Below are 18,219 nucleotides of genomic sequence, written 5' to 3'. Positions count from 1 at the left end.
GTCCCGCGCCGGCCTCAGCCGTCGTCCAGGGGATCGTGCCCCCAGTTCATCAGCGAGTGCCGCCACCGGGTGTCCCGTACGTCCCCGGAGGGGCGCTGCGCGAGGTGGCGGCGGATGTAGCCGGTCACCTTGCGCATGTGCGCGTAGTCCGCGTCCGACAGGTCGTCCTTGTTCTTGCGGAGGATGTCCACGATGGCACGGCCGGAGGCGTGACCCGTGGACTCGCCTCCGTCCTTGTGCTGCCCGGCCTGCTGCGACTCGTCCGTCGCCAGCCACTTCTCCAGCGCGGTGGGGGACATGTTCACCAGTTCGCGGAAGGCGTCCCAGGTCTCGCGGTGCTCGTGCTCGCCCGGCACGCCGGCCCTACTTCTTCTTCTTGAGGGCCGACGGCTTGTGCACGGCCGTACGGCCGGACTTGTCGCTGCGCACCTCGTACTGGGGGTCGTCGGGCGAGGCGGCCACGGTGCGTCCCGCCGCCTCCGTCCGCTCGGTGATCTTCTGCTCCACGGTGCCCGTGGTCTCGCTCCCGTGACTGCTCCAGGCGACCTTGTCGCCCTTGGACGGCTCGTTGCTCCCCGAGGACTTCTTCGACTTGGCCATGGCGCGTCTCCTGCTGCACGAAGGTCCGGGCGTCCGGAATTCCACCTTGCAGGCGTGTGCCGCGGTCCGCATCCGCAGGCCGCCGGGCGCGCGGTGCGGCGCGCCCGCACGGTCAGCTCAGCTCGGCCCCCCTGGCGGCGGCCTCCTTCTCGGACCGGGCGTCGCCGGTGGCCAGCGTGCCGCGCGCGCTCTCCAGGTGCGCCCGGACGAACCACTGGAACTGCTCCAGATCGCGCAACTGCCCGATCAGCAGGTCCTCCGTGGACACGTCGATCTCTCCCGCCTCCTCGACCGCGGCCCGGACGCCCTCGATCACCCCGGTGTAGACGACGTCGAGCGCGCCGAGGTGCGCGATGGCGTCGGCCCGGCCGATGGAGTAGTCGTCCCAGGGGCGTTCGCGCACCAGCGCGCCCGGTGTGCCCTGGGCGACCCCGCCCAGCGCGGCGATGCGCTCCGCCACGTCGTCGGCCATGTCCCGGACCCGGTCGACCTGGGGGTCGATCATCTCGTGCACGGCGATGAAGTGCGGTCCGACGACGTTCCAGTGCACGTGCTTCAGCGTCAGGTGGAGGTCGTTGAGGGCGTGCAGGCGCAGCCGGAGCAGGCCGATCAGCCGGCCGGCCGCCTCCCGCTCGATGCCCGGGACGGTGTACTTCGGGGTCAGGTCGTTGGGCTGACTGGTCATGGCTCACCTCTGCGTCGATGGGGTGGGGTGACGTCCCTGCCTGAGCACTGGCGCCCCCCGTCCGACGCTGTCAGACTCGCCTGCCCGCCGCCTCCGCTGATGGGCGGTACGGGTGGTCCGCCCTGGGCGCCGGGGCGGAGCCCGGGCCATGCTCGGCGTCCCTCGGCGAGCCCGCGCTGTCAGTGGCGGCTGCGAGGCTGGACGGCATGAACGGAGACGACGAGCAACTGCTGCGCGGCCGGGTCTACGGCACCGACCCCGGCCGTCCCGGACCGCGGCCGGGCCGGACGTACGTCGAACTCGTCGGCGGCCCGCTGGACGGACTGCTCCTGGACGTCACGGGCTGGACGCGGGACGAGATCGACGCCGGCGCCGCCCTGACGACGGACCTGGGCCGGTTCGGCGCCGGCGGCCGTGCGCTGTACGACCCGCGTCCCGGCGACGGCACCCGCTTCGACTGGTCCGGCGACAGCCCCTGACCGCCGTCGCGGCCGGCCCGCGGACGCGTCCCCGCGACGCCGGCCGCCCGCGCCTCGCGCCCCTCCCGAAAAAATCTCGGACGGCGATGTCGAGAACCCGTGATCGGCTCCGTCCCCGGGGTGAAGGCGGCCACAATGGGTCGCACCAGCACCGAGGAGAAGCACGATGGCCAAGTACCTGCTGCTCAAGCACTACCGCGGCGCTCCGGCAGCGGTCAACGACGTGCCGATGGACCAGTGGACGCCCCAGGAGATCTCGGCGCACATGCAGTACATGCACGACTTCGCGGCCCGGCTGGAGAGGACCGGCGAGTTCGTGGACGCTCAGGCGGTCGCGCCCGAGGGGACCTGGGTCCGGTACGACGGCGAGGGGCGCCCGCCGGTCACCGACGGCCCGTTCGCCGAGACCAAGGACCTCATCGCCGGCTGGATGGTGATCGACGTCGACAGTCACGAGCGGGCCGTCGAGCTGGCCGGGGAGCTGTCGGCAGCCCCCGGGGCGGGCGGGAAGCCGATCCACGAGTGGCTCGAGCTGCGCCCCTTCCTGGCCGCGCCGCCCACTGTCACGGAGTGACCCCACCGATGGACGAGGCCCTGCTCCGCAGCCTCGCGCCGGGCGTGCTCGCCGTCCTCGTCCGCCGCGGAGCCGACTTCGCGGCGGCGGAGGACGCCGTGCAGGAGGCGCTCCTTGAGGCGCTCCGCGTCCGGCCCGCCGGCTCGTCCCCCGGTTCTCGCCCGGGCGGGGGAGAGCCCGTCCGGGACGCGAAGGGCTGGCTGGTCACCGTCGCCTGGCGCAAGTTCCTCGACCAGGCCCGGGCGGACGCGGCCCGCCGCCGGCGCGAGGGCCTGGTCGAGGAGCAGCCGCCGCCCGGGCCCGTACCCGCGGTGGACGACACGCTCCAGCTCTACTTCCTGTGCGCCCACCCGTCGCTGACGCCGTCGTCCGCGGTCGCGCTCACGCTGCGCGCCGTCGGCGGGCTCACCACCCGCCAGATCGCCCGCGCCTACCTGGTGCCCGAGGCGACCATGGCGCAGCGCATCAGCCGGGCCAAGCGCACCGTCTCGGCCGTGCGGTTCGACCGGCCCGGCGACGTCGCCACCGTGCTGCGCGTCCTCTACCTGGTGTTCAACGAGGGCCACTCCGGTGACATCGACCTCGCCGCCGAGGCCGTCCGGCTCACCCGGCAGCTCGCGGCCCGGGTGGACCATCCCGAGGTGGCCGGACTGCTCGCCCTGATGCTGCTCCACCACGCCCGGCGCGACGCCCGGACCGCGCCCGACGGCAGCCGGGTGCCGCTCGCCGAGCAGGACCGCGGCCGCTGGGACACACGGTCGATCGCCGAGGGCGTCGCGATCCTGCAGGCGGCCCTCGCCCGAAACCGGCTGGGCGAGTTCCAGGCCCAGGCCGCCGTCGCCGCCCTGCACGCCGACGCGCCCACCGCCGGGGAGACCGACTGGGTGCAGATCGTCGAGTGGTACGACGAGCTGGTGCGCCTGACCGACAGCCCGGTCGTCCGGCTCAACCGCGCGGTCGCCGTCGGCGAGGCCGACGGACCGCGCGCCGGGCTGGCGGAGCTCGCGGCCCTGGACCCCTCGCTGCCCCGCCACACCGCGGTGGCGGCGTACCTCCACGAGCGCGACGGCGACCTGGCGACGGCGGCGCGGCTGTACGCCGAAGCAGCCCACAAGGCGCCCGACCTCGCCGAACGCCGGCACCTGACACGCCAGGCCGCCCGCCTCAACGCCCGTCGGCGTCCCTGACGGGCCGCGCGCAGGCCGCGCGGCCGGAGCGGTCGCCCGCAGCCACAGCCGCAGCCGCAGGCCGCAGGCGGGCCGGGGCCGGCCGTGAGGCCCGCCTTCCCGCACGGCCGGCGGCGGCCGGGGCGGCGGCCGCCGCCCGGACCCCGGGGGACCGCCGCCCGCGACCGGCACGCCGCCGCCGGGGGGTCCTCAGCCGAGCTTCTTGAGCAGCTCCTCCGCGACACCCGCCGAGGACGCCGGGTTCTGGCCCGTCACCAGGGTGCGGTCGACCACGACGTGCGGCGCCCACGGCTCGCCCGCCTGCACCTCGACGCCCGCCTCGGTCAGCCGGTCCTGCAGCAGCCACCGGACCCGTCCGGCGAGGCCGCCCTGGGTCTCCTCCTCGTTGGTGAAGGCCGCCGCGCGGTAGCCGGCGAAGGCGTTGGCGCCGTCCGCCCGGACCGCGGCGAGCAGGGCGGCCGGACCGTGGCAGACCACGGCCAGCGGCTTGCCCGAGTCCAGGGCCGCCACCAGCAGCCGGCCCGACTCGGCGTCCACGGCCAGGTCCTCCATGGGACCGTGCCCGCCCGGGTAGAAGACGGCGGCGTAGTCGTCCAGGTCCACCTCGGAGAGCTTCACCGGAGTGCGCAGCTCGGTCATCTCCTCCACCGCGCGGGTGAGCTCGTCGGCCTTGTCCTGGCCGCCGTTGACCTCCGCGGCCAGGCTCGCCCGGTCGACCGGCGGCACCACGCCGCCCGGCGTGGCGACGCCGACCTCGTGACCGGCGGCCGTCAGCGCGCGGTGCGGGACGACGGCCTCCTCGGCCCAGAAACCGGTCGGGTGCGCGGTGCCGTCGGCGAGGGTCAGGCGGTCCGCGCCGGTCATCACGAACAGGATCTTCGACATGGTGGTTCTCTCCAGAAGGCTTTGCTGTTGCCGCGGAACTCGCGTCTGCGAGAGAGACCGTAGGCGACCGGACCCATAGGCATCCAATGATCTGACCTATGGCTGGCATCGGATCTCCTATGGGTCGTGGGGAATACCGGGCGGGGGATACTCGGTGCCGTGGAGACCCCTGTCCTCGACCTGAACCTGCTGCGCACCTTCCTCGCGGTGTACCGCTCCGGCTCCTTCACCGGCGCCGCCCGCGTGCTCGGACTGTCCCAGCCCACGGTGACGACCCAGATGCGCGCGCTGGAGCGGCAGACCGGCCGGGAGCTGTTCGAACGCCTGCCCCGCGGGGTGACGCCGACCCCGGTGGCCGACGAGCTGGCGGCCCGGATCGCCGCGCCCCTGGACGAGCTGGCCGCGGTCGCCGGACCGACCCCGCCGGCCGGCGGCCGGGCCGAGCCCGTGCACCTGGCCGGCCCGGCGGAACTGCTGTGCACCAGCGTCCTGCCGGCCCTCGCACCGCTGGTCGCCGAGGGCGTACGGCTGCGGGTGGCGACCGGGCTGACCGATCCGCTGCTGGAGGAACTGCGCGCCGGCCGCCACGACCTGGTGATCGCCACCACCCGGCCCCGCGGCCGCACCCTGCACTCCGTGCCCCTCACCGACGAGGAGTTCGTGCTGGTCGCCGCCCCGGTGTGGGCCGAACGCCTGGCAGCCGGACGGACCGCACCGGCTCCCGCGGCCCCGCGAGCCGCGCCGCGGGCCGCCGTCGCCCCGGACGGCGCGTCCCCCGCCCCGACGACACCGGGCGCGCACGCGCCGGGCGCCACGGACCCCCACCCCACCGCCCCGGCCCCGGCCGACCCCGACCCGACCGCCCCGGCCCACGTGGCCCTGGACCCGGCCGACCTCCACGGTGTTCCGCTCATCACCTACGCCGAGGATCTCCCCATCGCCCGCCGCTACTGGCGGCACGTCTTCGGCCGGCGTCTGTCCCGTACCGCCGCCGTCACCGTGCCCGACCTGCGCGGAGTCCTCGCGGCCGTCGCGGCGGGCGCCGGGTTCAGCGTACTGCCGCGCTACCTGTGCCAGGACCTGCTGGAGTCCGGCGCGCTCGTGGCGCTGCTGGAGCCGGAGGACCCGCCGATCAACACGGGTTTCCTCGTCCAGCGCCCCGGCGCCTCCGACAACCCCGACGTGGCCCGGGTGCGCGCGCTGCTGCTGAGGGCGGCACGCACCTGGTAGCCGGGCGCCGGTCTCCGCCCTGATTGGCGGGGCCCGGGCGCCGGGCCGACGATGGAGTCATGGGGTGCGGCCGCCGTGGCACGGCGCCGTCCGAGGCAGCCGGGAACGGGAGCCGGCCCCGGCCGCGGTCAGCGGCCGGAAGGGAGAACCGTCATGCTGGAAGTGAAGACGGTCGAGAAGCCGGACGAACGGCGCGACTTCCCCCGCGGCCACCTGGAGGCCCTCCATCTGACCGGGCTCGACTTCGCGGTGGGCACGTTCGAACCGGGCTGGCGGTGGACGGAGTCCGTGGCGCCGATCGCGGGCACCGAGACCTGCATGGTCCACCACAACGGGTACGTGGTGCAGGGGCGGATGCACCTGCGCATGGACGACGGCGCGGAGCGGGAGGTCGGGCCGGGCGACGTGTTCGTGTGCCCGCCCGGTCACGACGCCTGGGTCGTCGGCGACGAGCCGGTCGTCCTGTACGACTTCGCCGGAACCATGGCGAACGAGTACGCGAAGGGCTAGGCAGCGTCTCCGGGCAGGGTTGATCGGCCGATCGGTGCGTCCGTCCGGCAGGTGATCACCGAGGCGATGCGGGACCGGATCGAGCCGCTGATGCCGGCCGATCCGGTCCGCGTGCGGCGATGGGCCGGCCACCGCCGCACGCGAGGCCATCGCGTGGAACCACCGCACCGACCCACCCGGGCGTGACCTCCCCGACGAGCTCCGCTCCTTCCGGAGCGGGCTGGTGGCCGACGCCGCCGCCCGGACCGCCGCGTAGCAGAGCAGCACCGCACCGCGGTCGGCTCCGCCGGGGACACGCTTGCGCGTCTTGGCAACAGCTTCCTCACACAGACGCCGCCCGTCCGCCTACGGCAGCGGGGGATTCGTCGGCTGCGATCCGTGCCCGGAGAGATAGAGCCTCATGGCACACTGATCCTCTGCCTCGATGAACACCTGTTGCCCCCAGTGAGCGCTGAGACGGTGCGCGACATCGACCAGCCGGCGGCGTTCCTCCGGCGAGTATGCGGGGAACCGGACCCAGCCTCGTTCGGCGATGGCGTTGCCGAGGTCGCTGAACAGCACCCTGCGCGCACGCTGCTCCTCCTCCTCGGTCAGCGGCGTGGGACCGCCTTCCGCCGGCTGCACACGGACGTTGTACAGGTCTCGGATCACTGGCTTCTCGCAATTCGTCGCGGCCGTTTCGGAGAGACTATCGACGCAGCCGGCGGCTCCATCCGCCGGACTGCCCGGGCGTCTTCTCACCGGGACGCCACGCGTGGGGCCGTCAGCCGTCGAACGCCTGCGCGCCGCGCTCGGCGAAGTCGATCGCGTCCGCGTGCCCGAACAGGCCCGGCAGACCGCCGGTGTGCACGAACACCGTCTTCTCACCGGGCCGCACCTCGCCGTCCCGGACGGCCGCGCGGAGACCGGCCAGGGCGCGGCCCGTGTAGGTAGGGTCCAGGACCAGCCCCTCCGTGCGGGCGGCCAGCCTCAGCGCCTCGCCGGCCGGGCCGGTCAGCGCGGCGTACCCGGCGCCCACCTGGTCCCGGCGGACCCGCAGCCCCTGTGCCGTGACCTCCTGCGCGGTGAGCGGCGCCGCGAATGCGGCCACCGCCGCGGCAGGGTCGGGCAGCGCGCCCACGTCGACGCCGAGCACCGACCCGGCGCCCAGGGCCGCCACCAGCCCGGCCATGGTGCCGCCCGAGCCGAGGGCGACCACGGCCGTCCGCAGGTCCGGCACCTGCTCGCGCAGCTCCTCGCCGCAGCGCACGTAGCCGCGTGCGCCCTGCGCGCTGGAACCGCCGAACGGGATGAGCGCCGGCCGGGCCTCGGACGCCCGCAGCCGCGCGCACACGTCGGCCGCCGCCGCGTCCAGCCCCGCCCGGTCCACGTCGCCCGCCCAGGCGAGGCGCGCCCCGAACAGAGCGTCCAGCGCAAGGTTCCCGGACCGGGAGGCGTCCGGCGAGCCGCGCAGCACGAGCACGGCGCCGAGCCCCAGCCGGGCGGCCGCCGCGGCGGTCAGCCGGGCGTGGTTGCTCTGCGGGGCGCCCGTGGTCACGAGCGTGTCCGCGCCCTCGGCGAGGGCCGCGCCGGCCGTCCACTCCAGCTTGCGCACCTTGTTGCCGCCGCCGCCCAGGCCGGTCAGGTCGTCCCGTTTCACCCACAGGTCGCCGGGTTCCAGTCCGAGCGCGGCGGCCAGCCGGGGCGCCGGTTCGACGGGGGTGGGGAAGGTGCCGAGGGGCACGGGCGGGTGGCTCATGGGGCGTCCTTGGGCGAGTGGTCGGCGTGGGGGCCAGTGGACCACGGCCGGCCGTCCGGCGTCACACCGGCAGCAGGCGGCCGATCAGCGCGCCGAGCTGCCGGGCCGTGCGGCACTCGTGCATCTCGGCCGACTCGGCGTAGGCGGGCGCGGCCGAGTCGCCGGTGCCCCACCGGTCGCGCGGCTCGGGGTTCAGCCAGTAGACGCGGCGGGCCCGCCGGGCGAGGTCGCGTACGGCGGCGAGGTTCGGGTCGCTCCGGTTCGTGCGGGCGTCCCCGAGGACGAACACCGTCGTGCGCGGGCCGACCGCGGCGCCGTACCGTTCGGTGAACTCGCCCAGCGCCACGCCGTAGTCGCTGCTGCCGTGCCAGCCGGTGAGGGTGGCCTCGGCGCGGATGCGGGCGGAGAGCCCCTCGGGGTCGGCGCGGCCGTGGCCGAGCAGCCCGGTCACCTCGTCCAGCCGGTTGACGAACGCGAACACCCGGACCTTGCTGAACTGGTCGTGCAGCGCCTGCACCAGCAACATCGTGAAGTCCGAGAAGCCGGCCACCGACCCCGACACATCGCACAGCAGCACCAGTTCGGGGCGGACCGGGCGCCGCCGGCGCAGCACCGGCCGCATCGGCACGCCGCCCGTGGAGAGCGAGGCCCGCAGGGTGCGGCGCAGGTCGATCGTGCCGCGGGCGGCCCGTCGGCGGCGTGCGGCGAGCCGGGTGGCCAGCTTGCGGGCGAGCGGCTGCACGGTCCTGCGCAGCTCGGCCAGCCGCTCCCGGTCCGCGGACAGGAAGTCGACCCGGTCGGCGGTCGGCCGGACGCCGCGCCGGGCGATCTCGTCCCGCCCGCGCCGCTCGGCCACCCGGCGCCGCGCCTCCGCCCCGACCATCCGCCGGAACTCCTCGATCCGGCGCCGGATCTCGTCGTCCAGCAGCCGGTCCGCGAACCCCGCGCCGCCGTCCCGGCCGCGCACGTCGGCCCGCACCCGTGCCAGCAGGGTCTGCGGGCGCAGCCGGTCCAGGGTCTGGTACGCCGACCAGCCGTCCGAGCCCGGTGAACTCCCGTACCCGCCCAGGGCGTCGACGGCCTGCGCCGCCAACCGGGCCAGCTGGGCGCGGTCGTCGGCGGCCAGTGCCTCCGCGAGCCGGTCGCGCAGCTCCTCCCGGCTGCGGGGCGCGTCGTCGGGGCCGCCGACGCCCCGCGGGAAGTACAGGTCGAAGACCGAGTCGAACAGCGCCCGTTGACCCGGCCCGTGCAGCAGCGTCGCGGCCAGCCCCTCGCGCAGCAGCTCCCGGTCCGCGAGCCCCAGCGCCGCCACCGCGCGGGCCGCGTCCACGGTCTCCCCGGTGCCGATCCGCATGCCGTGCGCGCGCAGGGCCCCGACCAGGCCCGTGATCCGTTCGGCGACGGCGGTCACAGCGCGTCCAGGGCGAGTTCGGCCGCCGCCTTCTGGATGTCCTCCTGGTGCTTGAGGATCACCCCGAGGCTGTCGCGCACGACCGTCTCGTCCAGCGTGCCGGCGCCCAGGGCCAGCAGGGTGCGCGCCCAGTCGACGGTCTCGGCGACGGAGGGCGCCTTGCGCAGGTCCATGGCGCGCAGCGCCCCGACCACGCGGACCACCGACGCGGTCAGCGCCTCGCCGAGGCCGGGGACCTTCAGCCGGACGATCCGCCGCTCCAGCTCCTCGTCCGGGAAGCCGATGTGCAGGAACAGGCAGCGGCGGCGCAGCGCCTCGGACAGCTCCCGGCCGGCGTTGGAGGTGAGCACGACGAACGGGCGGCGGGTCGCGGTGACGGTGCCCAGCTCGGGGACCGTGATCTGGAAGTCGCTGAGGACCTCCAGCAGCAGTCCCTCCATCTCGACGTCGGCCTTGTCGGTCTCGTCGATCAGCAGCACCGTCGGCTCGTCGCCGCGGATCGCGGTGAGCAGCGGGCGGGGCAGCAGGAACTCCTCGCTGAAGACGTCCGTGCGGGTCTCGTCCCAGCTCTCGCCGCGGCCCGCGCTGATCCGCAGGAGCTGCTTGGCGTGGTTCCACTCGTACAGGGCCCGGGACTCGTCCACGCCCTCGTAGCACTGGAGCCGTACCAGCCGCGCCCCGGCCGCCTGGGCGACGGCCTTGGCCAGTTCGGTCTTGCCCACGCCGGCCGGGCCCTCCACCAGCAGCGGCCTGCCGAGCCGGTCCGCGAGGAAGACGGTCGTGGCGACGGCGGGGGAGGGGAGGTAGCCGGTCCCGGCGAGGCGGGCGGAGACGTCGTCGACGGACGTGAACAACGGGGCCTCCGGCGGTGGGGCGACAGGTCCAGGCTCCTATCTAAGCGCTTGTTCAAGGCCGGCGCCAGGAGAACACCGATCGGTTTCCCCCGGCCCGCACCGCGGTAACCTCGCCGTATGGCCACCACAGAGAAGGCGTCCCCGCGCGACCGGCTGCTCGACGCCGCCGCCCGGCTCTCCTACCGCGACGGCGTCTCCGTCGGCATCGAGGCCCTGTGCCGGGCGGCGGGCGTGTCCAAGCGGTCGATGTACCAGCTGTTCGACAGCAAGGACGCGATGCTGGCGGCCGGCCTGGAGCGGCGCGTGCCGGAGTACGAGGCCCTGTTCACGCATCCCGACCCGGAGTCCGCAACCCCCCGCGAGCGCATCCTGTACGTCTTCGAACGGCTTCAGGACGCGGCCGCGGACGCCGACTACCACGGCTGCCCCTACCTCGCCGTGCTGGTCGAGCTGAAGGACCCCGAGCACCCGGCGAGCAAGGTCGCCCGCAGGGTCAAGGAGGACCTGGCCGCGGCGTTCCGCAGGGAGGCGGAGCGAGGCGGCGCCCGCGACCCCGGGCTGCTCGCCCGCCAGCTCCTGCTCCTCTTCGACGGCGCCAGCGCCCGGTCCGGGGCCCGGGTGGAGCGCCTGGACGACGGGCTCGCCACCGCCACGGCGGCCGCCCTGCTGGACGCCGCCGGAGTGCGCTAGTTCGCGGCCGGGGCGTGCGGAGTGTCCGGACCGGGGCCGTCGGGATGCGTCCGAGGGCGCTGTCGGTTCGCCGGGGTCGTCGGCGGGCGGCTCGCACCCCGAGACCGGTCCCAGCCGTGCCTGGGTGCCGCGCGGAGCGGGGCCGTCGGGGCGGGTCGGAAGCGGGTGGCGGTCTCCGCCCCGGACGGCGGGTGGCCGTCCGCCGGGGGCGCCGGGCGGGGTGGCCCCGCGCCCCGATACCGGCCCGTTGGGTGCCGCGCGGGGCGGGGCGGTCGGGGCGTTTCGAGGGCGGTGGCGGTTCGCCGGGCGGGTGGAGCTGAACCAGTAGATCGGCTCATGCTCGGGGCCGGGTGCGTGCGGAGTGTCCGGATCGGGGTGCGGTCGGGATGCGTCCGAGGGCGCTGTCGGTGCGCCGGGGTCGTCGGCGGGCGGCTCGCACCCCGAGACCGGCCCCAGCCGGGCCCGGGTGCCGCGCGGACCGAGGCCGTCGGGGCGGGACCGAGGCGGGGTGGCCGTCCGCCGGGGGCGCCGGGCGGGGTGGCCCCGCAGCCCCAGACCGGCCCGTCGGGTGCCGCGCGGAGCGGGGTGGTCGGGGCGCGTTCGAGGGCGGTGGCGGTTCGCCGGGCGGGTGGCCCGGCACGGCGAGAGCGGGGCTGTCCGGCCGGGGCGTCGGCGGTGGGCCGGGCGGCGGCCGGCTCAGCCGGTGAGGGCCCGCCGCGCCGGGGGGCACCCGGCTGCGGACGGCAGGGGTGCGGGAGCGGTCGCTCGCCGGCCGTCCGGCGGACCCCGCCGTCGCGGCGCGCGGGCGCGCCCGCTCCGGCGCCGGGACACGGCCGTGGTGGCGGCGGTGTCCGGTCAGCCGAGCAGCACCACCTCCAGGGTCCGGGGGCCGTGCACTCCCTCCACCCGCTCCAGCTCGATGTCACTGGTCGCCGACGGACCGGAGATCCACGTCGACGGGCGGGCGGGGTCCAGGCGCCCGAGGGCCTGCGGGACGGAGGCCACCACCTGGTCCGGGACGCGGACCACGCAGATGTGGTGGTCGGGGACGAGCGAGATGCGGCGGCGGCCCTGGTCCGGTGAGCCGTCGAGGACGATCGTGCCGGTCTCGGCGATCGCCAGCGCGCACGCCGTCACCACGCTGTCCACCCGGTCCAGCCGCTGCGCGGTGTCCTCCGCCCGCTCGGGAACCTTCACCGGGCCGCCGGACGGCAGCCACTGCGGCGGCAGCCCCGGGGGGACCAGCACCTCCCGCGCGCCGCGCGCCCGCAGCAGCCGCAGGACGAGTGCGGGCAGCTCCCGCGGGGCGGCGCGGTGCACGACCGCCCGGTAGTCCGCCAGGTTCTCGGCCAGCAGCTCCACCGTCTCCTCGACGGTCCGCCGCCCGTGCTCGCGCAGGTACTCCCGGCGTACGGCCTCCTCGTAGGGCCGTTCGTCCGGTGTCACGTCCGCGAGCGCCCGCCGCACCCGGCCCAGGATCCGCTCCCTGCCGCTCACTCGGCGGCCCCCTTCCCGGAGCTGTCGCCGCGGGTGCGCCGCCACCAGTCCCGGAAGGGTTCCGCCGGGACGGCCGGCAGGTCCCGGGCGCCGCTCCAGGCGCGGCCCGGGCCCGGCAGCGTGCGGGGGTGCAGCCGGCGGGTCCGGGAGGCGAGCCGCTGGGCCGCGCGCAGGGCGCCGGGGTGCGTGAACGCCCAGCGGGCCGCCCGCATCGCCGCCCGCTCGGCCGCGTGTCCCCCGGCCGGCCGGAGCACCACCTTCTCGCCCCTCCGCACCGCCGGACCGCCCTCCGCCACCCGCTCCCTGAGGTGCACCAGCACCTCCGGGATGTCGATGGCCACCGGGCACACCTCGTAGCAGGCCCCGCACAGCGTCGACGCGTACGGCAGGGAGGCGTCGACGCTGCCGGCGGTGCCCCGCAGCTGTGGGCTGAGGACCGCGCCGATGGGCCCCGGGTAGACCGAGCCGTACGCGTGCCCGCCCGCCCGCTCGTACACCGGGCACACGTTCAGGCAGGCCGAGCAGCGGATGCAGCGCAGGACCTGGCGGCCGACCCGGTCGGCGAGGGCGTCGGTGCGGCCGTTGTCCAGCAGCACCAGGTGGAAGGCGCGCGGCCCGTCGGCCGTGCCGGCGTCCGTCGTGCCGGTCCACATGCTCGTGTACGGGTTCATCCGCTCGGCGGTGGAGGAGCGGGGCAGGGTCTGCAGGAAGACCTCCAGGTCCCGCCAGGTCGGCACCACCTTCTCGATGCCCACGACCGAGATCAGCGTCTCGGGCAGGGTGAGGCACATCCGGCCGTTGCCCTCGGACTCCACGACGACCATCGTGCCGGTCTCGGCGACCATGAAGTTGGCGCCGGAGACGCCGACCTTCGCGCGCAGGAACTTTTCCCGCAGGTGCAGCCGGGCCGCCTCGGCGAGCTCGGCGGGCGCGTCCGTCAGGCCCTCGGGGGCCGGGCGGCCCCACGCGCCCATCTCGCTGCGGAAGACGTCCCGGATCTCGCCGCGGTTGCGGTGGATGGCGGGCACCAGGATGTGCGAGGGGCGGTCCCCGCCCAACTGCACGATCAGCTCGGCGAGATCGGTCTCGTAGGCGCGGATGCCCGCGGCCTCGAGGGCCTCGTTGAGCCCGATCTCCTGCGTGGCCATCGACTTGACCTTCACGACCTCCGACTCGCCGGTCTGCCGGACCAGCCGGGTCACGATCCGGTTGGCCTCGCCGGCGTCGGCGGCCCAGTGGACCGTGCCGCCCGCCGCGGTGACGGACTCCTCCAACTGCACGAGGTAGCGGTCGAGATGGTGCAGGGTGTGGTCCTTGATCCGGCGGCCCGCCTCGCGCAGCGCCGCCCAGTCGGACAACTCGCCCACCGCGCCGGCCCGTTTGGCGCGGATGGTGTGCGTGGCGTGCCGCAGGTTGCCGCGCAGGACGGGGTCGTGGACGGCGTCGCGCGCGGCCCGGGGGAAGTCCGGCATGCCGATGAACGTTCCGCTCATGCCGCCGGTTCCTCCTCCGTGCTCGCCAGGATCTCCGCGATGTGCACCGGCCGCACCGCCGTCCGCAGCCGGCTCATCGTGCCGCCGATGTGCATCAGACAGGAGTTGTCGGCCGCGCACAGCACCTGTGCGCCCGTCGACTCCGCGCTGCGCGCCTTGTCCGCGCCCATCGCCGCCGACACGTCGGCGTTCTTCAGCGCGAACGTGCCGCCGAACCCGCAGCACTCCTCGGCGCCCGGCAGGTCCACCAGGTCCAGTCCCCGGACGGCCCGCAGCAGGCGGTACGGCCGGTCGCCGAGACCGAGGCCGCGCAGTCCGTGACAGGTCGGGTGGTAGGCGACCCGGTGCGGGTAGTGGGCACCGACGTCCGTCACCCCCAGCACGTCCACCAGGAACTCCGTGAGCTCGTACGTCCTGGGCGCCACCGGCGCCAGCGTCCGGGCCAGCGCGTCCCCGCGCCCCTCGGCCCGGGCCCGCTCGCCCAGCCGCGGGTACAGCTCCCGCACCATCAGCGCGCAGGAAGCGGAGGGGGTCACGACCGCCTCGTACCGCGCGAAGACGCCGGCGAAACGCCGGGCCAGCGGTTCGGCGTCGTGCCGGTAGCCGGTGTTGTAGTGCGCCTGCCCGCAGCAGGTCTGGGCCGCCGGGAAGTCGACCTCGACGCCCAGCCGGGTCAGCAGCTTCACCACGGCCCGGCCGGTGCCCGGATACAGCGTGTCGTTGACGCAGGTCAGGAACAGGGCGACACGCATCGCGGCTCCTCGGTGTCGGTCGTCTGACGAGTGCAGGGTAGTGGGCGGCTCCCGCGGCGGGCGCGGGCGCGGCTCACCGCGCGGCCAGCCGCGCCTCGGCCCGGCGCCACCGCCCGGTGTCGCCGCGGGGCGTGTACCGGGTCAGCGGCTGGGTGCGGGCGAGCAGCCGGCGCCCGGCGGCGAGGTCACCGGCGAGGCCGTGCGCGCGGGCCTGGACCAGGACGTTGCCGAAGGCCGCCGCCTCGGCCGGGCCGGCCACCACCGGCAGCCCGCAGGCGTCGGCCGTCAGCTGGCACAGCAGCGCGTTGCGGACGCCGCCGCCCACCAGGTGCACCACGTCCACCGTCCGGCCGGTCAGCCGCTGCGCGTCCCGCACGGCCCGCCGGTGGGCCAGGGCCAGCGAGTCGAGGACGCACCGGGTGACCTGCGCCGGCGTCCGGGGCGCCGGCTGCCCCGACGCCCGGCACGCCTCGGCGATCCGCTCCGGCATCCGCCCCGGCGCCAGGAAGGCCGGGTCCTGGGCGTCCACCACCGCGCGCAGGGCCGGCACGCCGGCCGCCTCCCGCAGCAGCACCCGCAGATCCGGCTCGCCCCAGGCCCGTACGCACTCCTGGAGCAGCCACAGCCCCATGATGTTGCGCAGGTAGCGGACGGTGCCGTCGAGGCCCAGCTCGTTGGTGAAGTTCGCGGCCCGGCTCTCCTCGGTGAGCACCGGAGCGTGCAGCTCCAGGCCGGCCAGGGACCAGGTGCCGGTGCAGACGTAGGCGAAGCGCTCCCCGGTCGCCGGGACCGCGGCCACCGCCGACGCGGTGTCGTGCGAGCCGACCGCCGTCACCGGCACCGGACCCGTCAGGCCGGTCTCCTCCAGCACCTCCGGGCGCAGGGCGCCCGCCGGATCGCCCGGCTGCCGCAGCGGCGCGAACAGGCCCAGGTCGATGCCCAGCCGGTCGGCGACCGCGTACGCCCAGGTGCGCGTGCGCGGGTCGACGAGCTGGGTGGTGGAGGCGTTGGTGAGCTCGGTGCCCTGCTCGCCGGTCAGCCAGAACGCCAGCAGGTCCGGGACGAGCAGCACCCGAGCCGCGTGGGCGGACTGGACGGCCGAACGGGCGGCCACGAGCTGGTGGAGGGTGTTGAACGGGGCGTGCTGCAGGCCCGTCGCCGCGTACAGCTCGGCCGCCGGAACGGTCGCCCACACCTGCTCCGCGACCCCCTCGGTGCGGGCGTCGCGATAGTGCACCGGGTTGCCGAGGAGGGCCCCGTCGGCGTCCAGCAGGCCGTAGTCGACGGCCCAGCCGTCGATGCCGACGGAGGCGAGCCGGCCGTCGCAGCGGGCGCCGGCCGCCCGCAACCCGTCCAGGACACCGCCGTACAGCGCCAGGACGTCCCAGCGCAGGCCCTCGGGGACGCGCACCGGCCGGTTCGGGAACCGGTGCGCCTCGGCCAGTTCCAGCGTGTCCGGGCCGACCCGCCCGATCATCACCCGCCCGCTGGACGCGCCCAGGTCGACGGCCGCGTACGACCGCGGGCCCGAGCTCATCGCAGGAACGCGGCCGCCACACCCGCGTCCACCGGGACGAGCAGCCCGGTGGTGCGGGCGAGGTCCCCGCCGGTGAGCGCGAACACCGCGTCCGCCACGTGCTCGGGCAGCACCTCCCGCTTGAGGAGGGTGCGCTGCGCGTAGAACTCCCCGAGCCGTTCCTCCGGCACGCCGTACACCGCGGCCCGCTGCGCCCCCCAGCCGCCCGCGAAGATGCCCGACCCGCGGACCACCCCGTCCGGATTGACCCCGTTGACCCGGATCCCGTGCTCGCCGAGCTCGGCGGCCAGCAGACGCACCTGGTGCGCCTGGTCGGCCTTGGCGGCGGAGTAGGCGATGTTGTCCGGCCCGGCGAGGACGGCGTTCTTCGAGGCGATGTACACGAGGTCGCCGCCCCGCTCCTGCGCGATCATCAGCCGGGCGGCCTCCCGCGAGACCAGGAAGGAGCCGCGGGCCATGACGGCGTGCTGCAGGTCCCAGTCCCGGGCCGAGGTCTTGAGCAGCGGCCTGGACAGGGAGAGCCCCGCGTTGTTCACGACCAGGTCGACCCCGCCGAAGGCCAGCACCGCCGCCCGGAACGCCTCGGCGATCTGCTCCTCGTCGGTCACGTCCACGGTGACCGCCACGGCCCGGTCGGCACCGCCCAGCTCCGCGGCGACCCGCGCCGCGCTCCCGCCGTCCCGGTCGGCGACGACGACACAGGCCCCTTCCGCCGCCAGCCGGTGCGCGATCGCCTTCCCGATCCCGCTGCCCGCGCCGGTGACGAACGCGACGCGCGCGGCGAGCGCCCCCGGCTCCGGCCGCCGCCGCAGCTTGGCCTCCTCCAGCGCCCAGTACTCGATGCGGAACTTCTCGGCCTCGCCGATCGGCGCGTACGTGGAGACGGCCTCGGCGCCCCGCATGGCGTTCACGGCGTTGACGTAGAACTCGCCCGCCACCCGCGCCGTCTGCTTGTCCCGGCCGAAGGAGAACATGCCCACGCCGGGCACGAGCACGATCGCCGGGTCGGCGCCCCGCATGGCGGGGGAGTCGGGCAGGGCGTGCCGCCGGTAGTAGGCGGCGTACTCCTCGCGGTAGGCCGCGTGCAGTTCCCGCAGCCGGGCCAGGGCGTCCTCCAGGGGCGCGCTCGGCGGCAGGTCGAGCAGGAGCGGCCGCACCTTGGTCCGCAGGAAGTGGTCCGGGCAGGAGGTGCCGAGCGCGGCCAGCCGGGGATGCGCGGCGCGCGCCAGGAAGTCGAGCACCGCCTCGCCGTCGTCGAAGTGCCCGACCTGCGGCTCGTCCCGCGAGGCGAGCGCCCGCAGGTACGGGGCGAGCGCGGCGGCCCGCGCCCGCCGTTCGTCCCCGGGCAGCGCCTCGTACCCCGCGACGACCGGGCCGAAGGGCTCCGGATCGCCCTTCTCGGCGAGGAACGCCTCGGCGGTCCGGATGATGTACAGCGAGTTGCGCTCGCACTCCTCGGACGAGTCGCCCCAGGCGGTGATCCCGTGTCCGCCGAGGACGCAGCCGACGGCCCGCGGGTGGGCCGCCCTGACCGCGGCGATGTCCAGGCCGAGCTGGAACCCGGGCCGCCGCCACGGCACCCACGCGACGCTGTCGCCGAAACACTCGGCGGTCAGCCTCTCCCCGTCGGCGGCGCAGGCCAGCGCGACACCGGAGTCCGGATGCAGGTGGTCCACGTGCGGGGCGTCCACCAGCCCGTGCAGGGCGGTGTCGATGGAGGGAGCCGCCCCGCCCCTGCCGTGCAGGCAGTAGTCGAAGGCGGCGACCATCTCGTCCTCGCGCTCGGGGCCCGGGTAGACGCCGGCGAGCGCCCGCAGCCGGTCCAGCCGCAGTACGGCCAGTCCCTGCTCGGTGAGCGTGCCGAGGTCGCCCCCGGACCCCTTGACCCACATCAGCTCCACCTCGCCGCCGGTGACGGGATCGGCGGCGGCGCCCTTGGCGGAGGCGTTCCCGCCGGCGTAGTTGGTGTTGCGGGGGTCGGAGCCGAGACGGCGGGAGCGGCCGAGCAGGGCGGCGACTTCGGGGTGGACGGTCATCGGTTGCGGTTCCCTTCCGGACGAGGGCGCGCGGGGCGCGTGCAGGGGGGCGGCGGGGCGG

At 75.8% G+C, this 18,219-nt stretch carries 19 protein-coding genes and 1 pseudogene; 7 read left to right on the top strand and 13 right to left on the bottom strand.

Annotated features, from left to right (window positions below):
* Positions 1–14: 14 nt before the first annotated feature.
* The 3 genes from ABZ261_RS13885 to ABZ261_RS13875 all read right to left on the bottom strand — a co-directional run bounded on the left by ABZ261_RS13885 (position 15) and on the right by ABZ261_RS13875 (position 1,285).
* A complete protein-coding gene (locus ABZ261_RS13885) occupies positions 15–356 on the bottom strand; it encodes a DUF3140 domain-containing protein (RefSeq protein ID WP_356858682.1) in 342 nt (113 codons plus the stop codon).
* A gap of 7 nt (positions 357–363) precedes the next feature.
* Complete coding sequence (locus ABZ261_RS13880; protein ID WP_356858680.1) at positions 364–600, bottom strand: DUF2945 domain-containing protein; 237 nt, start codon at positions 598–600, stop codon at positions 364–366.
* A gap of 112 nt (positions 601–712) precedes the next feature.
* A complete protein-coding gene (locus tag ABZ261_RS13875; RefSeq protein WP_356858678.1) occupies positions 713–1,285 on the bottom strand; it encodes a DNA starvation/stationary phase protection protein in 573 nt (190 codons plus the stop codon).
* Positions 1,286–1,491: 206 nt separating this feature from the next.
* Here ABZ261_RS13875 and ABZ261_RS13870 point away from each other — a divergent pair, with 206 nt between their 5' ends.
* From ABZ261_RS13870 to ABZ261_RS13860, 3 genes are all read left to right on the top strand, one after another.
* Entirely contained in the window at positions 1,492–1,764 is a 273-nt protein-coding gene (locus ABZ261_RS13870) for a hypothetical protein (RefSeq protein WP_356858676.1), read from the top strand.
* Positions 1,765–1,930: 166 nt separating this feature from the next.
* Positions 1,931–2,338: a YciI family protein gene (locus ABZ261_RS13865; RefSeq protein WP_356858674.1), complete on the top strand. Its 408-nt coding sequence runs from the start codon at positions 1,931–1,933 to the stop codon at positions 2,336–2,338.
* 8 nt (positions 2,339–2,346) lie between these two features.
* Positions 2,347–3,525, top strand: a complete 1,179-nt coding sequence (locus tag ABZ261_RS13860; RefSeq protein ID WP_356858736.1) for a DUF6596 domain-containing protein — start codon at positions 2,347–2,349, stop codon at positions 3,523–3,525.
* 189 nt (positions 3,526–3,714) lie between these two features.
* Here the strand turns inward: ABZ261_RS13860 and ABZ261_RS13855 are convergent, their stop codons facing one another.
* The gene (locus ABZ261_RS13855; RefSeq protein ID WP_356858672.1) at positions 3,715–4,410 is read right to left on the bottom strand and encodes a type 1 glutamine amidotransferase domain-containing protein; all 696 of its coding nucleotides are present in this window, start codon (positions 4,408–4,410) and stop codon (positions 3,715–3,717) included.
* Between the two features lie 159 nt (positions 4,411–4,569).
* Between ABZ261_RS13855 and ABZ261_RS13850 the strand changes: the two genes are divergently transcribed.
* From ABZ261_RS13850 to ABZ261_RS13840, 3 genes and pseudogenes are all read left to right on the top strand, one after another.
* Positions 4,570–5,640, top strand: coding sequence for a LysR family transcriptional regulator (locus ABZ261_RS13850; RefSeq protein ID WP_356858670.1), 1,071 nt, complete (start codon positions 4,570–4,572; stop codon positions 5,638–5,640).
* Positions 5,641–5,793: 153 nt separating this feature from the next.
* Positions 5,794–6,150 (top strand): cupin domain-containing protein, encoded by a 357-nt coding sequence (locus ABZ261_RS13845; protein ID WP_356858668.1) that lies wholly within the window; start codon positions 5,794–5,796, stop codon positions 6,148–6,150.
* A 66-nt stretch (positions 6,151–6,216) separates the two neighbouring features.
* A pseudogene (locus tag ABZ261_RS13840) lies at positions 6,217–6,367 on the top strand (IS5/IS1182 family transposase); the annotation flags it as partial.
* A 128-nt stretch (positions 6,368–6,495) separates the two neighbouring features.
* On the opposite strand, the gene ABZ261_RS13835 reads toward ABZ261_RS13840, so the two are convergent.
* The 4 genes from ABZ261_RS13835 to ABZ261_RS13820 form a co-directional block, all read right to left on the bottom strand.
* Positions 6,496–6,801, bottom strand: coding sequence for a hypothetical protein (locus tag ABZ261_RS13835; RefSeq protein ID WP_356858666.1), 306 nt, complete (start codon positions 6,799–6,801; stop codon positions 6,496–6,498).
* Between the two features lie 112 nt (positions 6,802–6,913).
* Positions 6,914–7,888, bottom strand: coding sequence for a pyridoxal-phosphate dependent enzyme (locus tag ABZ261_RS13830; RefSeq protein WP_356858664.1), 975 nt, complete (start codon positions 7,886–7,888; stop codon positions 6,914–6,916).
* A gap of 61 nt (positions 7,889–7,949) precedes the next feature.
* On the bottom strand, positions 7,950–9,242 hold the full coding sequence (locus ABZ261_RS13825; RefSeq protein ID WP_356858734.1) for a VWA domain-containing protein: 1,293 nt from the start codon (positions 9,240–9,242) through the stop codon (positions 7,950–7,952).
* A 53-nt stretch (positions 9,243–9,295) separates the two neighbouring features.
* Positions 9,296–10,153 carry a MoxR family ATPase gene (locus tag ABZ261_RS13820; RefSeq protein WP_356858662.1) on the bottom strand — a complete coding sequence of 286 codons (858 nt, stop codon included), beginning with the start codon at positions 10,151–10,153 and terminating at the stop codon, positions 9,296–9,298.
* Positions 10,154–10,270: 117 nt separating this feature from the next.
* Here ABZ261_RS13820 and ABZ261_RS13815 point away from each other — a divergent pair, with 117 nt between their 5' ends.
* A complete protein-coding gene (locus ABZ261_RS13815) occupies positions 10,271–10,843 on the top strand; it encodes a TetR/AcrR family transcriptional regulator (RefSeq protein WP_356858660.1) in 573 nt (190 codons plus the stop codon).
* Between the two features lie 855 nt (positions 10,844–11,698).
* Here the strand turns inward: ABZ261_RS13815 and ABZ261_RS13810 are convergent.
* From ABZ261_RS13810 to ABZ261_RS13790, 5 genes are all read right to left on the bottom strand, one after another.
* Positions 11,699–12,340, bottom strand: coding sequence for an LUD domain-containing protein (locus ABZ261_RS13810; RefSeq protein ID WP_356858658.1), 642 nt, complete (start codon positions 12,338–12,340; stop codon positions 11,699–11,701).
* Positions 12,337–13,833: a LutB/LldF family L-lactate oxidation iron-sulfur protein gene (locus tag ABZ261_RS13805; RefSeq protein ID WP_356858656.1), complete on the bottom strand. Its 1,497-nt coding sequence runs from the start codon at positions 13,831–13,833 to the stop codon at positions 12,337–12,339. Before ABZ261_RS13805 ends, ABZ261_RS13810 begins: the two co-directional genes overlap by 4 nt.
* On the bottom strand, positions 13,830–14,585 hold the full coding sequence (locus tag ABZ261_RS13800; RefSeq protein WP_356858654.1) for a (Fe-S)-binding protein: 756 nt from the start codon (positions 14,583–14,585) through the stop codon (positions 13,830–13,832). The genes ABZ261_RS13805 and ABZ261_RS13800 overlap by 4 nt, the downstream gene beginning before the upstream one ends.
* Before the next feature lie 73 nt (positions 14,586–14,658).
* The gene (locus ABZ261_RS13795; protein WP_356858652.1) at positions 14,659–16,122 is read right to left on the bottom strand and encodes a rhamnulokinase family protein; all 1,464 of its coding nucleotides are present in this window, start codon (positions 16,120–16,122) and stop codon (positions 14,659–14,661) included.
* Entirely contained in the window at positions 16,119–18,158 is a 2,040-nt protein-coding gene (locus ABZ261_RS13790) for a bifunctional aldolase/short-chain dehydrogenase (protein ID WP_356858650.1), read from the bottom strand. Before ABZ261_RS13790 ends, ABZ261_RS13795 begins: the two co-directional genes overlap by 4 nt.
* Positions 18,159–18,219: the final 61 nt, after the last annotated feature.

It is taken from the genome of Streptomyces sp. NPDC006193 (genome assembly GCF_040613915.1).
GTDB lineage: Bacteria > Actinomycetota > Actinomycetes > Streptomycetales > Streptomycetaceae > Streptomyces.
The sequence above is the reverse complement of the archived record's forward strand: the minus strand, read 5'-3'. Positions and strand labels throughout refer to the sequence as shown.

Bases quoted from the DNA above. Each gene is read 5' to 3' on its own strand.
- ABZ261_RS13795 (WP_356858652.1), bottom strand. From the start codon at position 16,122: ATGAGCTCGGGCCCGCGGTCGTACGCGGCCGTCGACCTGGGCGCGTCC.
- ABZ261_RS13865 (WP_356858674.1), top strand. From the start codon at position 1,931: ATGGCCAAGTACCTGCTGCTCAAGCACTACCGCGGCGCTCCGGCAGCG.
- ABZ261_RS13845 (WP_356858668.1), top strand. From the start codon at position 5,794: ATGCTGGAAGTGAAGACGGTCGAGAAGCCGGACGAACGGCGCGACTTC.
- ABZ261_RS13825 (WP_356858734.1), bottom strand. From the start codon at position 9,242: ATGCGGATCGGCACCGGGGAGACCGTGGACGCGGCCCGCGCGGTGGCG.
- ABZ261_RS13880 (WP_356858680.1), bottom strand. From the start codon at position 600: ATGGCCAAGTCGAAGAAGTCCTCGGGGAGCAACGAGCCGTCCAAGGGC.
- ABZ261_RS13830 (WP_356858664.1), bottom strand. From the start codon at position 7,888: ATGAGCCACCCGCCCGTGCCCCTCGGCACCTTCCCCACCCCCGTCGAA.
- ABZ261_RS13790 (WP_356858650.1), bottom strand. From the start codon at position 18,158: ATGACCGTCCACCCCGAAGTCGCCGCCCTGCTCGGCCGCTCCCGCCGT.
- ABZ261_RS13815 (WP_356858660.1), top strand. From the start codon at position 10,271: ATGGCCACCACAGAGAAGGCGTCCCCGCGCGACCGGCTGCTCGACGCC.
- ABZ261_RS13860 (WP_356858736.1), top strand. From the start codon at position 2,347: ATGGACGAGGCCCTGCTCCGCAGCCTCGCGCCGGGCGTGCTCGCCGTC.
- ABZ261_RS13805 (WP_356858656.1), bottom strand. From the start codon at position 13,833: ATGAGCGGAACGTTCATCGGCATGCCGGACTTCCCCCGGGCCGCGCGC.
- ABZ261_RS13800 (WP_356858654.1), bottom strand. From the start codon at position 14,585: ATGCGTGTCGCCCTGTTCCTGACCTGCGTCAACGACACGCTGTATCCG.
- ABZ261_RS13855 (WP_356858672.1), bottom strand. From the start codon at position 4,410: ATGTCGAAGATCCTGTTCGTGATGACCGGCGCGGACCGCCTGACCCTC.
- ABZ261_RS13870 (WP_356858676.1), top strand. From the start codon at position 1,492: ATGAACGGAGACGACGAGCAACTGCTGCGCGGCCGGGTCTACGGCACC.
- ABZ261_RS13875 (WP_356858678.1), bottom strand. From the start codon at position 1,285: ATGACCAGTCAGCCCAACGACCTGACCCCGAAGTACACCGTCCCGGGC.